The sequence below is a fragment of the Calothrix sp. NIES-3974 genome (genome assembly GCF_002368395.1).
Classification (GTDB): domain Bacteria; phylum Cyanobacteriota; class Cyanobacteriia; order Cyanobacteriales; family Nostocaceae; genus NIES-3974.
This window is the reverse complement of sequence record NZ_AP018254.1, coordinates 3,385,479-3,399,747: the sequence shown is the minus strand read 5'-3', so window position 1 is coordinate 3,399,747 and position 14,269 is coordinate 3,385,479. Positions and strand designations below refer to the sequence as shown.

Below are 14,269 nucleotides of genomic sequence, written 5' to 3'. Positions count from 1 at the left end.
ACTCTAAGACATCTGCAACTGATGTAAATCTCTGGGAGACAAATTTGAATGGATCACCTCTCCATCACGAAACCAGACAATACGCTTAGTTTGTCGAGCTACTTCCACTTCATGAGTCACCATCACCACAGTAATACCTGTAGCATTAAGCTCAGTAAAAATACTGAGTACTTCCTGGGTAGTTTGGGAATCTAGCGCACCAGTGGGTTCATCTGCAAGGAGGACGAGAGGACGATTCACAATTGCACGAGCGATCGCAACACGTTGTTGTTGTCCCCCGGAAAGTTGGTTGGGTTTATTGCTAAGACGCTTTTCTAAACCGACTCGAATCAAAGCTTCAGTTGCGCGATCGCGTCTTTCGGATTGGGGAACCCCTGCATACACCATTGGTAACATTACGTTTTCCAATGCGGTGAGTTGGGCTAATAAATGAAATTGTTGAAAGACAAATCCCAGTTTGCGATTACGGATATGGGCTAATTCTGTGTCTGTCATTTTTGCGACATCAACCCCATCCAAAAAATAATTACCAGAGGTGGGACGATCTAGACAGCCAATAATATTCATCGCTGTCGATTTTCCCGAACCGGATGGTCCCATAATCGCGCAATATTCACCTTTATTAATAGTTAAGTTCACACCATTTAAGGCTTTAACTTCCGTTTCTGCACTGCCGTAAATTTTAAAAATATTTTCCAGACGAATAATTGTAATTTCGGGAGAGGAGTCCAAAATCGGTTCGGTGGTTGTTTGCATGTTTATTCATTTTCTGACCAGTCAACATTATCATAAATATCAGCCAAGCTAATTTCAAAGGGAATTGATACTAAGGAAATTACCGCATCTTCCTGTTGATATTCAGAAAAAATCCACTTATTTAAATCCGTTTTATAGTAATGTTCCACATGGATTTTATATTGGTCAATTAAAAGATATTCTTGAAAAGTAGGAATCGTCCGATAGGCTGCAAATTTCTCATCCCGGTAGTTACTTTTGGTAGACTTTGATAACACTTCTGCAATCATCACCGGATTAATGACGGTATCTTTTCGTCCTTCCTGTAACTGAATTGGTTTCGCAACCACCATCACATCGGGATAAGTATAAATTCTGTGGTCAGGAATCCATAACCGTTGATCTGTGACAAACACACGAAAGGATTGACGCTTCAAGGAAAAGTTGAGCGCACCGCTTAAATTAAGAGCAAGTTGATTATGGTTTGGTGTTCCACCTGTCATAAGCACCATATTACCATCAATATACTCATGACGTTCTGGGGAATTAATTTCCATTTCGAGATACTCGTCGGGTGAGTAGTAACGCTGTTGTTGGACGGTTGTCATACTGTTTATCTACTCCGTAGCATTTAAAGCTAATTTGTAATTCGTAATTCGTAATTCGTAATGGCCTACGACAAGTCGCTACGCGTCTACGTAATTTGTAATACCCGCTACGCGGGAAGCAAGCTATGTAACTTGTAATGAAAAAGCGATTATTTGAAATTGTGACTATTTTAGCTCATAATATCGATTGGGTGAACACTAGGGATAAGCCATTTTCATGCTTTACTTTTTGATGTACGCAATACATATCGACTATTCCCTAACCTCAAAAAAATCGATGCAAAAACCAAAGCCGATTCTTATCCTGCATTTGGAGCGAGTTAACGGTAAGCCTTGAGTAGTGGCTTAGTTTTCTTTCTATTCCCTACTCCCTTTTCCCTACTCTCTGAAATTTTTAGGAGTTTGCGAAAAATCCTGTTTATATGTGTTCTTGATGTTGATTTGCTTCCTCTTCCATAATAGGTAAATCAAACCAAAATGTTGTCCCCACTCCCACTTCACTAATAATATGTACTTTACTATGATGTTTATCAATAATATTGCGGACAATTGATAAACCTAATCCGGTTCCTTCTAGGGTATGTACGCGGTTTTCGACTCGGAAAAATCTGTCAAAAATGGCTTCTTGGTCATCTGGAGCAATCCCAATTCCGGTATCGGAAATTTCCACGCGAACTTGGGTGAGTTTGGGGTTATTGGGATTGGTAATTTTATAGGCTCTGAGAGCAACTTTTCCTCCTGCTGGGGTGAATTTGAGGGCATTTCCAATTAAGTTCCCAAATACCTGTAATAGCAGGTCATAATTACCGACTACAAAGGGTAATTTTGGTTCTACTTCTTGAATTAATTCGATTTCTTTATCTTTGGCATTTAACTGATAGGTACGCAGGGTTTGTTCAATTGCTTGTCCTAAATCTACTCCATCCAGGGCATAATTTCGTCCTGATTCTAAGCGGGATAAATCTAAAACATCATTGACTAATCTGGTTAAACGGTCAGTTTCATGGTTTACGGTGGCTAAAAATTCTTGGCGTTGTTCTTCTTCTAAATCGCTTCCGTAATCATGGAGGGTTTCAATGTAGGTTTTGATATTAAATAAAGGTGTTCTTAATTCGTGGGATACATTACTAATAAATTGACTTTTAGCTTCATTTAATTCTACTTCTCTGGTAATATCCTGAACCGTCATGGCGATTCCCCGGACATTTTCTTTTTGTTGGTCTAATACACTGGTTAACATAATCCGAATTGTCCGTTTAGTCGGTTCGGAAATTGGGATGCGAAATTCTGCTGATTCCATCTCACCTTCTGCCATTTGGTACAGGGGGTGGGTAATTTCCATTTGCACACTGGATGGGATGTTTTGCAGCAAGTTTTTGCCAATTACATCCATTGATTCCCAACCAAAAATTCTTCGAGCAGTGGGATTTACTAAAATCACATTCATATTGCTATCTAGCAGAATTGCCCCATCGGCAATGGTGGAAACTAAAGTTTCTAACTTGGCTTTTTCGGCGGTTAATTCTTCGATATTTTGTTCTTCATAACTTTCCAATCTTTCCGCCATCTCATTAAAATTATAAATTAATTCCCCTAACTCTCCACCCAAGGGTAAGTCTATTCTTTGTTTAAAATTTCCTGCCGCAATTTGTTTCACACCAACCAATAATTCCTTAATGGGTTTAGTAATAGTTAAAGCATTCACCACACCTGCTAAAATCACCATTACCCAAATCGTAATAAACACCGCAATTGTGACATCACGGGTAAAATTTGTGGAAATTACCGCCGCCGGGTTAGAATTAATTCCAACCGCCAATACCCCTAAATACTTACCATTAGCCCGTAAAGGCACAAATACGTCCGTAACTTCCCCGTCCGGAGTTTGATGTTGACGTACCATTGGCTTTTCCGCATCCGCGGCGTAATCTTCTGGTAATTGGATACGACGCTGAATCGTGAGGGAATTTTCCACCTCCGGTTCCCAGAACGGAATCCCAAAGAAGATATTACCAGTTTCATCAGCATATAGCATATACCGCACACTGGATGTGCTGCTATAAAACCGTTGGGAAAACTGAGCTACTTCTGTTAAATTGTGATCCGCGATCGCTGGTGCCACATTTGCCGCTAATAATAAACCCAAATCCCGACCAAAACGGGTATCATTAAGCCGTGCATCCTGTTGAATCGTATTTACAGCCCAAAAGGTCAAACCACTCATCACCAAGGATACAACCAAAGTGGCCGCTGCCAATAGTTTAGTTTGCAATGTAAATTGTGACCACCAGGTGGCGATACTCTTCCAGAGACCCTGGGTAAAAGCATTGTGGATTGTCGAAAAAACAGCCAGCATCTTCAAAAATAAAAGTTAAATAAGGTTTTTTGTCGCTTTAATCATCAATATCCCAACATTTAAAAAGTAACAGTTTATTGGCAAAACAGGAAATAAAACAGAGACAGAAAAGACGACGCGCATCTACGGGTCGTCTTCAGTACATGAGGCTTACAAGCTTTGCATTTGTGATTTTTGAGAGTCTGTGAAAAGCCCAAGAAACCCGGATTTTGAGCGATTAATTTACCAGCTTTGAAGGAGGGATTGATTTTCCTGATTTGATATCTTGCACCTTGGGGAATATCAAAATCAATTTCACCAAGTCTGCCTGATCGCTGAATCCACCCCAGAAACAGGGACTGTCAACAAAACACAAGGGAAATATATCAGCGTACGAAGTATAGAATATACAATACTTTTTTCCCGCACCCGATTTAGGGATTATCTCCAATTTTACCTGCTTTTCGTGGATAGCGTTGCATCAATTCCCGTACTTGCTCTGCATGATAGGAACTTCTTGTCAACGGAGAAGCAACAACTTGTAAAAAACCAATCTCCTCCCCATAGGCTTTCCAGTCAGCAAACTGTTCCGGGGTAATAAAATCATTCACCTGTAGGTGCTTTTGACTCGGTTGCAGATACTGACCAATTGTCAAAATATCACAATCTACAGTCCGTAAATCCCGCATCACTACACGGACTTCGGCATCGGTTTCTCCTAACCCGACCATAATTCCCGACTTTGTATACACCCAAGGAGCAATTTCGCGACAACGCTTTAATAATTCCAAACTACGGAGATAATCTCCCTGGGGACGGGTACGACGATACAAACGGGGGACGGTTTCCGTGTTGTGGTTGAGAACTTCTGGAGCGGCTTGTAAAATCGTCTCCAAGGCTTGCCAATTGCCACACAAATCGGGAATTAACACTTCGATGGTGGTGTGGGGTGATAGGGTGCGGGTGGCTTCAATACAGCGCACAAACTGGGAAGCACCCCCATCTGCTAAATCATCACGATTGACGGAAGTAATCACCACATGGTTTAGCTGCAATCTGCGTACCGCTTCCGCTAATCGTTCCGGTTCTGTTGGGTCAAGGGGTTTAGGCTTTTTCTCAAAATCAATATCGCAGTAAGGACAAGCGCGAGTGCAAGCAGGTCCCATAATCAGAAAGGTAGCGGTTCCTGCATGGAAGCACTCACCAATATTTGGACAAGAAGCCTCCTCGCAAACCGTATTGAGAGCTAAATCCCGCAAAATTTCCTTCACACTACCAACGCGTTGCCATTGCGGTGCTTTGACCCGCAACCAGTCTGGTTTTACTGCCACAGCTTTTGATTTACCATCATTCAGATATATACAGAACTTATCTTAACAAGCCTTGGTCTGTTTTGCTTCGGTAATGGATACAATTTTGGGGTGGGGAGGAAACAGGAGAAAATATATACACTTTGGCTGAGAATTCCTTGGAGGCTGAAATTACACCGACAGGAGAGGTGATTTGGTTATGACTATTAAGCCAGATTTTCAACAAATGACTTTGGATGAGTTAAGAAATTATGTTTTAGCTCATCGGAATGATTGAGGAAGCATTTCAGGTTTATATTACCAGAAGACGCGCTCTGGCAATGAATGCGATACCAATGACTATTGAAGAAGCTGAAGCCGAGTTAGGAAGACGATTTGGACAACAAGCAATTTAACAACTACCTCGGTAGAGTTTAATGTTGTTTTTCCTATTCCCTATTTTCCCCTCCCTCCTGTATCCTAGATTCTGTATCCTGTATTCTGTGAAAAAGTCGTGAAAGCGCAGGTATTTCGAGGGGTTAATCATCTTTCCTACGAAGATGTGGCACTTCCAGCACTATTAGCTGATGAGGTTTTAGTTCAGGTGAACGTGGTGGGTTTGTGTCAATCGGATATCAAAAAGATTCTTTATCCGTTGTACGAACCTCCGCGGATTTTTGGCCATGAAACTGCGGGGGCGATCGCAGCTGTTGGAGAACAAGTACAAACATGGCAGGTGGGACAACGGGTAGCTGTAATGCACCATATCCCCTGTATGCGCTGCGATTATTGTTTAAATGAAAATTATTCCATGTGTGACACGTATAAAAATATTGTCACGACCGCCGGGTTTATACCGAGTGGAGGTGGGTTTGCTGAGTATGTGAAGGTACCTGGTCATATTGTTCGCAATGGGGGTTTAATCCCGATTCCCGATGGGATTAGTTTCGAGGAAGCGAGTTTTGTGGAACCGACCAATTGCTGTTTGAAGGCGGTAAAAAAAGCAAATATTCAACCCGGACAAACAGTTTTGATTACCGGTGCTGGACCGATTGGGTTAATGTTTGTCATGCTTGTGAAATATTTTGGTGCAAGAGCGATCGCAACTGATTTAATTCCCGCTCGTGTGCATAAGGCGCTGGAATTGGGAGCGGAAGCGGCTTTTGATGCGCGAGATACTGATTTACCTCCGAAAATCCAGGCTTTGACACGGGGAATGGGTGTGGATGTGACGTTGTTGGCTGTTCCCAGTGAAAAGGCGTTTTTTCAAGCTTTAGATTGTACCCGTAAGGGTGGAAAAATCCTCTTTTTTGCCGAATTTCCCGATGAGGTGGAAATACCGATTAATCCGAATATTCTCTATCGTCGGGAAATTGATTTAATTGGTAGTTATAGTTCGTCATTTAAGTTACAACATTTAGCTGCGGATATTGTATTTAATCGGCGTATTGATGTGCAAGCTTTGATTAGTCATCGATATCCTTTGTCTGATTTAGGTAAAGCGGTGGAACAAGCGATTAAACCAACCCCCGAAACCTATAAAATCCTCCTTTATCCAGATTTACAATGAACAGTCTTTCCTGGATTTATGACGATAAATTCAGGGTCAGTTCTGCTTGTCAAATTTCTCAAATCTGATGCGAAAAGGCTCCTTGAAAGGCTGTAGTTAACAACAATTTATAGTATGAAGCTATTGTTCTCACTCCAAAAGCTGGATCTCGTCGGATAATTCCTAACAGTATTCTGAAATCATGCTTAATTTTGAACTGTTTCGCAATGAGCTTTCGGCATAAATACTTATTATAACCTACATTCATTAATTTATAGTACACTTTTGGTAAATCACGATATCGCATTCTAAACCAGACTTTAGGTTTCACAATATCATTAGTACCAAAGTTATAGGTGACAAATACCTCTTGAGAAAATTTGACTCTACCTTGCAAAGCACAAAAAGCAGTCCAGAATAATTGTCCTTCTAAGTTATTGAGACTGTTTTTCCAGACCTGTACAGCACATTTAATAGCTGTAGTCCGGTAGACTTGAGCTGTCATGAAAGCTAGTCCAGCATATTTTTCTTGTTCTAAATACTTTTCAATGATTCTCTGTCCATCATCCAGTAATTCATTATTGCTATATTCAAAATATTTCTCATAGGTAATTTCTCCGGTTCGGACATCCCTAAATCTCGTATTTAGATTCAACAAGGATAGGTTATTTGATGCTTTTAAGCTTTCAATCACATAAGCTAATGCTTCTTTTTTGATATCGTCATCATCCCCCCACAATCCATATATACTCACTCTGAGCTTGTTGAACACAAAATGCTAAATTAGGCATTAGTCCAATATTTCGAGAATGACGATTAACTTGGAAAGAAATATTTTGAAGTCGGGTTTGCCATTTTTTTATCACATCAGGAGTCCCATCCATTGAGCAGTTATCTGAAACTAATATGTGACACTCTGTTTCATGACCTTGAATTGCTTCTGATAGCCATTGAAGCTGTTTATCTAGTTCAGTGCAACGGTTATAGGTGGGAATCGCAATGGTTAGCAGTTTATTCATATATTCAAGATTGGTGATTTAGATAGTTGGAAAAATAGATATATCAGTTCTCGGTAATTGGTAGATGTAAGTAGATATAAACTATATTCACCTCAATTGCACTGTAAGTTTATGAATGATTGGTGATGAATCATCCATTTTTACACCATATTAGCTACACTACTATATATGTAATTGATAGTGTTGCGGAATACAAATATGAATTGAACATTGTGACATTGTGTAGAAAAGTAGCAATGCTACAGCCTAGGTCTCTACGGTGATGTTGATTTGCATACAAAACGGAAATAATGATAATAATTCATGCCCAAATTCAGCAACATCACGTTCAAGTACTTGTCTAACTTGATTAGCTGTTACACACCTTCAAGTTTGTTTTTCATTATGCCATCAGATTTACATCTGCCGTAAAATATTATCAATTTTTTATCGAAATATGCTTCTAATGCTAATTTTTGATAAAGTTATTTTTTTTGTGAAATATTTAATAATGATGTGTAATTATCTGCTTTTATTATAGATGTATATGGATTTTTAGATGATATTCATTGCAAATTACTTATCATGCTTTGCTAATAAAATATTTTTGGAAGTAGAATAATGATGTGAGACTAAAATGAGTTCTAGGTATAGCTAGAAAGTTCTTGAAATGTTTGGTGAGAAGGAATTAATTGATTTAATTTACGAATTCGCTTGGAAAGAACACGAATGATATTTAAAGCGATTTCTGGTGTTTCTTCAATAGCTTCGTATAATTGTTCTTGGGTTAGCTCTAAGCAGTCGCAGGGTTCATTAGTGATAACGGAAGCGGAACGTTCCATTGCGTCAAAAACTGCCATTTCTCCAAAGTAATTATTTTCGCTTTTATCACTGATTTGGGCAATGACTTTATCCCCATTATAGATACTAACGGAGCCAGACATGAGGATATAAAGGGAACCCCCTTCTTCATTTTGACGAAATATAGTATGTTTGGCAGGAAATGATAATTCATCCATCACGGAAGCTAGTTTGACAATAAAGTCGTCCCGTAGTTCCGCAAAGATGGGTACTTGTTGGATAAAGATTAAACGTTCGACGGTGGTTAGCATTTTCGATTTTCGATTTTGGATTTTAGATTTTAGATTTTGGATTATTTAGAATGTTGACAGTTAACAGTCAACAGTCAAAAATTAGAGGTCTCTCCTGTATTCTGTCTCCTCAATAATACTTTTCCATCAGAGTTTTGACTTGATATTGAATCAGGGGATGGGGGTCTTTTTGGAGTTGGGGGAGTAGGTCGATGAGGATACGAGGGGAAGCTATACTGAGATAGGCGATCGCGGCTTCTCGGACGTAGCTGGTGGGGTGACGGAGGTTGTCGCGTATCTGTTCGACTGTTAAACCGATGCGACCGTGGAGAGCGAAGTTGATGATGGATGCTAGACACCAATCACTGAGGGATGATTCTTTGGTGAGTAGACGACGAATGCGATCGCCGACAACCAGTGGTTCGTAGTTGGCGTATTTTGCGTCAATGATGGTTTGTAGTTTTTGCTGGATTAGTTCTAATTGTTGTTGAGGTTCGATACTAACGCGTATCGGTTTTCCATCTACGTCTGTGATTGTTAAGGTGTCTTCGTGTTTGTGGTTTGTGTGTTCAAATATTTTTAATAGTACTGGTTTTGCTGGCAGATGGATGGTATGTTCTAAAATTTCTAAACCTCTGGCTAAGTTAATGCTGGATTGGGAGCGGAGGTTAAAGGTAGCAGCTTGAATTTTGTCTTGGGGATATAATAGTTTCAGGATTAATAATAGTCGTTCACGAATGTCTGCTTCAACGTTTAACAGGGATTTTTGTAATATAAATAGTAATTTGATAACTTCAGTCAAGGATAAATTATGATGGGTTGGTGTGGGAATTTTGTGTTGTAAAAATGTCAGGTAAATTTGCCCCATTTTTCTTAAATCTATGTCCACATAGGCTGCATAAATTTCTGCGAGGATACTTAACTCTTCTTCAATTAATTGCTCTACTTTATTGGTAATCCCCCTATCAAACAGGGCTGATTGTTCCCAATGGAGGGTATGTTTAATGATTCCCCGCAAAATATAATTACGGTTGTAACCTTTGCTCAAACCCAAATGATACCATAGTAAATCTAACGCTTCCATTGTCGGTATTTGGGCTATTGTCCGCCACGCGTACATCCGGAGAATTTCTGGGGTATAACGATTAATTGCCGCAGCTTCTAATATCGGCAAAGCCTCATTTCCCAGTTTCGTGAGGGACGCAATTGCAGTTGCACGGGTGGATTTTTGCTTGAGACCTGCTACCAGTACCGGATAATATTCCTTAGAGTGGGTTGCACTAATCATTTCTAATACCGCACAACGCACGTTTAATGATGGGTCTTGAATGAGTTGGGGAATATATAAACGTAGTGCTTGCAAATATGTAGAAATACTGAGGGCAGAAACGGCATCGAGACGTTGCTGTTCCTGGGGATGTTTGAGCATGGTTTGCAAGACTTTAGTTGCATAGGCGTTTTGTTGGGGGGAGCCATAACGCAATAATATTACAGCTGCAGTTGCTCTGATGGCGGAATGGTTTTCTGGTGTGGTTAGTCGTTCGATTTGATGCACATTCGGCTTTTCTGGAGATGCGGCCATGTAGCGTAGTGCAAGGGTAAATAAATGGGGGTGGTGGAGACGATTTTCTTCACTGAGTAAACTGCTAATGTATTCCATATGGGTAGGATTCAAATCCACCTCTAGCATTGCCTCCAAGCTGATGATTTGTAGTGGAGGAGACAATTGACTTAAAATTGGAGACAGGACGCTTGGCGCTCCTTCTGGGTCGATTTGGGTGAGTAATTTAATGCAGGAAATTTTGTCTTTTTCTATTTGCTGCGGATCGACTTGGGGGTTTTCTTTTGCCTTGAGGATTTTGGTGACAGCTTGGCGAAATGCTTGTAGATCCACGTTAGAACCATCTAACTGTCCCTGTCCGGTACTTAATACCAGTAAATCAACATAGTGCGATCGCAATACCCATAGTACCCCTAAACAGGCGATGGCAATTCCACTAGTACCAAAAATTAATGCCCATTGGTCAATTTCATCACCTGTATGGGGCATAATTAACCAGAAGGTGGCTAAGATGATAATTCCCGTCACACCCGTACCCAAGGCTTCTGCCATTCCTCCAGAAACAGTTTGAATCGTGTTGCGAATCCGTTCGGGAATTGGTTGAAAGAGTAGGGGTCCACTACTGACTACGAAGGTATAACGTAGCAGTTCATCGATGAATTTCATGATGACTAGTCCCCAAAAAAACCCTTTGGTTTGCAGGTTGGGAATTAATCCGAAAACGGCAATGGTAGTAGGGAGTAAGACTGCAACACATAGGGGTAGGGTTGCTGTTGCCGCAAAAACGCTAAATTTTTCAATGACACGACTAGATAGGAATAGCTGTAAGCATAATTCACAAATCCCGGCAAAACCACTAAAGTACCCCAGAAAACTGGCTATTTCCTTGGGACTGTAGGCTTGTTTGAGTTCCGTTAGATATTGAAAATCAATTAAAACACCGACTATTTGCAACAGGGCAAAAAAGATAAATAATAATAAAGCATACCGTTTTAACGGTTTGGATAAACGCCGACGCGCATGGGTCTGTACCATTGCTCGTTGCTGTTGACGTAATTCGGGAAAAACGCTTTTATACTTGTGGCTCAAATACACTAAAATTCCTGACCCCACCAAAATTGCGATCGCGGATGTGGGAATAATAATATTTGTCAAACCCACAAACATAATCAGTAAGGGTAAACTAAACCCACTAAATATATCTGCAACCAGTAATCCACTACTAATCAACGGATAAGCACGTTTGATTTCCCGAATATTAAATAACTGATTGGCTGCAATTGAAGTGTTCAAATCATGCAACACATAAAACCCATCCACCCACAACCGCAACAAAAATACCGCCATAATCATCAATGTCGGTATTTCTAACCCAAATCGCAGCACCACCAATACTAAAAACATCCCCGGAGGAATCAACACAATTACCCGACGCAATGGTAATACTCGCTGCAACCAGGAGTAAAAAAAAACTAAAACAGTCCCCATCACCGCACTTGCAATGTAAATCAAAGGTAGCCACTGCGCTCCGTATTTATCCAAAAATAAAGCCACCGTACTATCTTCCGACCACCGCAAACCAATTGATGTCAAAGTATAGGCAGAAAATAATAACCACGTGCGATCGCTTTCTTCTGGTCGCAAATTGACTAATGGTAAAATCCGTGCAAACAAGTTGCTATGCACCACCCGATTTGTTGCTAGTTGTTGATGATTGAGTTCCATGTCATCTGCATCATATAGTCGGTGTACACCACAACTCCTCTAGGAGTCGGAGGTATCACCAATGCCAAAAATTAGGATAGATAAGACTTACGCACCTGTTCCATAGACACCCATAACCTGGTTTCTCACATCGGAAAAGCCAAGCTCTGAGAATTGCTCTGGTCTGTGACAAGTTGCTTACACGTCTGGTGCAATTACGTGCACTAAAAACATTTTTTGAGAAACTGGACTTTCCCAATTGTCAAAATACCCATTCGGATACATAGCTAACTACTCGTAGTCTCAATCAGGTAGTCCACGCTTCCATATTGAAAATAAAAAACTCCAAAAAGCTATATCTATCTTTCCCATTCCCACACCAGGTCTATCATGTGGTTATTACGGATTTTTGACTAGAACGTCATATTTAATTTTTAAAATTGATGTCGATATGTCGCGTCTTTTTTTTCAGCCAGCTTTACTTTCACTCAAAAACTTTGCTCGCAAACTTAAATTTGACAATTTCAATCTAGCTATAGCTCGCGCCCTATTTTACATGAGTATATCCGCGATTTGTCAAGATGTCAATTATTAGTCCTCAAAGCACTATGGTTACGTCCAGGGATTGAGAATAAAGTCATTAATATTGAGAATACAAGCCTTTTTATTGTCAATAGGCTCAGAAACCGAGCGAAAGTACAATTTTGGAATTTTGACACATTTAAATAACTAATCAATCCTCAAAGAGAATAACTAACTAACATTCGATCACATTCGTGACAAGTGAGGTGAAGGAGAAGTATTAAATTCACCTTGGCACTGAGTTTTCCGCACCAGAATAAATTATGCATGAAAAATTTAGCGATCGCATTCTTCAAAATCATGTTTATTCATCCAAATTTTGACAAGATTTTGAGCATTATTACTTATTGACAAAAGACAAATGAGCTTAACGTGTCAGCAATAATTCGACCACATTGATTTTGATGGGAGAGGAAAGGTCGGTAGTAGGGCTATTCTACGACAACCCTAGGGGTATAGCGCCTTGATACCAGAGCATTTGTGTGGCTAAAGCCACTACTACAGACCCCTCATAATTTATCAGTTGACATACTCACCATCCTAAAGGAGCGGTGATTCTTGACGGCTCACCGAGATGCGCGGGCGAACCCGTCTTACCGGTTGAAATCAAGACAGGTAAAATCGCTGGTTTCGATTTTGGATTAAAGACATTTCTCGCTTGCTCAGACGGCACTAAAATTGAGTCGCCCCAATTCTTCAAACAGTCACTTAATGCTATTAAAAAAGCCAGTAGGCAGCATTCCAAAAAGTTGAAAGGGTCAGCTAATCGAGAACGGGCTAGAAAGAATTTAGTACGCAAGTATGAGGATATTTCTAATACTAGACGTGATTGGTTTTGGAAATTAGCTCACGACCTCACTAATAGGTTTGATGTGTTGTGTTTTGAAACACTCAACCTCAAAGGAATGCAACGTCTTTGGGGGCGCAAGATATCAGACCTGGCTTTTGGAGAATTTCTACAAATTCTAGAGTGGATTGCCAAAAAGAAAGGTAAACAAATCGTATTTATTGATCAATGGTATCCGTCTAGCAAAACTTGTTCTAATTGTGGACACGTTCTAGAAAAATTAGATTTGTCAGTTAGAAAGTGGCGTTGTCCGTCCTGTCAGTCAGTCAATGGGAGAGACGAAAACGCAGCTAAAAATATTTGTGCAGTTGGGACATCGACTGCTGGGTTAGACGATTTAAGACGGACTTTGTCCGCAATCGTTGTTTGAGCCTAGAATCCCTGCCTTTGTAGGGCAGGGAGTATGTCAATGCAACCCTAACCAGGCTAACACGCCTTTATCTGTCACCACTTCGATGATGATCATCAACAAAAACCCAATCATTGCTGCCCTTCCATTCAATCTCTCGGCATAGGAATTAAATCCAAATTTTGTTTCTTCTAAGTTGGGTTTTACGGTGGGTTGAGATTGTGTCATTGTTTAAAACCTCCCTATCTTAACTTGATTTGTGTCAAATTGTGTCCAAATTTCTCAGACGGTCAGCTGCATAAATCTGACGGAAAAAAGGATTGCCCTGGACAGCAACGATATGCTTGTGCTGTAAACTATCATCATTGTTGCAACAGTTTCGACAATCCCGAAGATTACTCTTATTACTTCGTAATATTTTGTAATCTTTATTTACATATTCGCGTATTTTGAGTTAGATAGTCAAGAAATCAATCGTTGTGGGGTAAATTGTCAAAAATGATGCAGAACTATGGCAGTAAAATCGGGTAAGGAAAAGCAGTATTTTTGTATCCCAGCATCAAGTGGGATCGATGCCGATCTTGTTTGATTTGAACTATAGTTATGGTCATAAGCCGATAT

12 protein-coding genes and 1 pseudogene are annotated in these 14,269 nt (G+C 40.2%); 4 read left to right on the top strand and 9 right to left on the bottom strand.

Annotated features, from left to right (window positions below; translation table 11 throughout):
• Nucleotides 1-3 precede the first annotated feature (3 nt).
• The 4 genes from CDC37_RS13630 to lipA all read right to left on the bottom strand — a co-directional run bounded on the left by CDC37_RS13630 (nt 4) and on the right by lipA (nt 5,009).
• A complete protein-coding gene (locus CDC37_RS13630) occupies nt 4-756 on the bottom strand; it encodes an ABC transporter ATP-binding protein (RefSeq protein WP_096622510.1) in 753 nt (250 codons plus the stop codon).
• Between the two features lie 2 nt (nt 757-758).
• Nucleotides 759-1,343 carry a Uma2 family endonuclease gene (locus tag CDC37_RS13625; protein WP_096622509.1) on the bottom strand — a complete coding sequence of 195 codons (585 nt, stop codon included), beginning with the start codon at nt 1,341-1,343 and terminating at the stop codon, nt 759-761.
• 418 nt (nt 1,344-1,761) lie between these two features.
• Complete coding sequence (gene nblS / locus CDC37_RS13620; RefSeq protein ID WP_096622508.1) at nt 1,762-3,699, bottom strand: two-component system sensor histidine kinase NblS; 1,938 nt, start codon at nt 3,697-3,699, stop codon at nt 1,762-1,764.
• Nucleotides 3,700-4,112: 413 nt separating this feature from the next.
• Nucleotides 4,113-5,009 carry a lipoyl synthase gene (gene lipA, locus CDC37_RS13615; RefSeq protein WP_096622507.1) on the bottom strand — a complete coding sequence of 299 codons (897 nt, stop codon included), beginning with the start codon at nt 5,007-5,009 and terminating at the stop codon, nt 4,113-4,115.
• 178 nt (nt 5,010-5,187) lie between these two features.
• Here lipA and CDC37_RS25800 point away from each other — a divergent pair, with 178 nt between their 5' ends.
• The 3 genes from CDC37_RS25800 to CDC37_RS13610 all read left to right on the top strand — a co-directional run bounded on the left by CDC37_RS25800 (nt 5,188) and on the right by CDC37_RS13610 (nt 6,537).
• Entirely contained in the window at nt 5,188-5,265 is a 78-nt protein-coding gene (locus CDC37_RS25800; RefSeq protein ID WP_442861093.1) for a DUF6887 family protein, read from the top strand.
• Nucleotides 5,258-5,383, top strand: coding sequence for a hypothetical protein (locus tag CDC37_RS25520; protein WP_255408806.1), 126 nt, complete (start codon nt 5,258-5,260; stop codon nt 5,381-5,383). Before CDC37_RS25800 ends, CDC37_RS25520 begins: the two co-directional genes overlap by 8 nt.
• 98 nt (nt 5,384-5,481) lie before the next feature.
• On the top strand, nt 5,482-6,537 hold the full coding sequence (locus CDC37_RS13610) for a zinc-dependent dehydrogenase (RefSeq protein ID WP_096622506.1): 1,056 nt from the start codon (nt 5,482-5,484) through the stop codon (nt 6,535-6,537).
• Nucleotides 6,538-6,595: 58 nt separating this feature from the next.
• Here CDC37_RS13610 and CDC37_RS13605 read toward each other — a convergent pair whose 3' ends face one another.
• The 4 genes from CDC37_RS13605 to CDC37_RS13590 all read right to left on the bottom strand — a co-directional run bounded on the left by CDC37_RS13605 (nt 6,596) and on the right by CDC37_RS13590 (nt 11,891).
• Nucleotides 6,596-7,270 carry a hypothetical protein gene (locus tag CDC37_RS13605; RefSeq protein ID WP_157780746.1) on the bottom strand — a complete coding sequence of 225 codons (675 nt, stop codon included), beginning with the start codon at nt 7,268-7,270 and terminating at the stop codon, nt 6,596-6,598.
• Entirely contained in the window at nt 7,242-7,535 is a 294-nt protein-coding gene (locus tag CDC37_RS13600; RefSeq protein ID WP_096622504.1) for a glycosyltransferase family 2 protein, read from the bottom strand. Before CDC37_RS13600 ends, CDC37_RS13605 begins: the two co-directional genes overlap by 29 nt.
• 623 nt (nt 7,536-8,158) lie before the next feature.
• A complete protein-coding gene (locus CDC37_RS13595; protein ID WP_096622503.1) occupies nt 8,159-8,626 on the bottom strand; it encodes a Crp/Fnr family transcriptional regulator in 468 nt (155 codons plus the stop codon).
• Nucleotides 8,627-8,735: 109 nt separating this feature from the next.
• The gene (locus CDC37_RS13590; RefSeq protein WP_096622502.1) at nt 8,736-11,891 is read right to left on the bottom strand and encodes an Npt1/Npt2 family nucleotide transporter; all 3,156 of its coding nucleotides are present in this window, start codon (nt 11,889-11,891) and stop codon (nt 8,736-8,738) included.
• A gap of 1,160 nt (nt 11,892-13,051) precedes the next feature.
• On the opposite strand from CDC37_RS13590, the pseudogene CDC37_RS13585 reads away from it, so the two are divergent.
• Nucleotides 13,052-13,669, top strand: a pseudogene (locus CDC37_RS13585) (RNA-guided endonuclease InsQ/TnpB family protein); the annotation flags it as partial.
• Nucleotides 13,670-13,705: 36 nt separating this feature from the next.
• On the opposite strand, the gene CDC37_RS13580 reads toward CDC37_RS13585, so the two are convergent.
• Nucleotides 13,706-13,876, bottom strand: a complete 171-nt coding sequence (locus CDC37_RS13580; protein ID WP_096622501.1) for a chlorophyll a/b-binding protein — start codon at nt 13,874-13,876, stop codon at nt 13,706-13,708.
• Nucleotides 13,877-14,269: the final 393 nt, after the last annotated feature.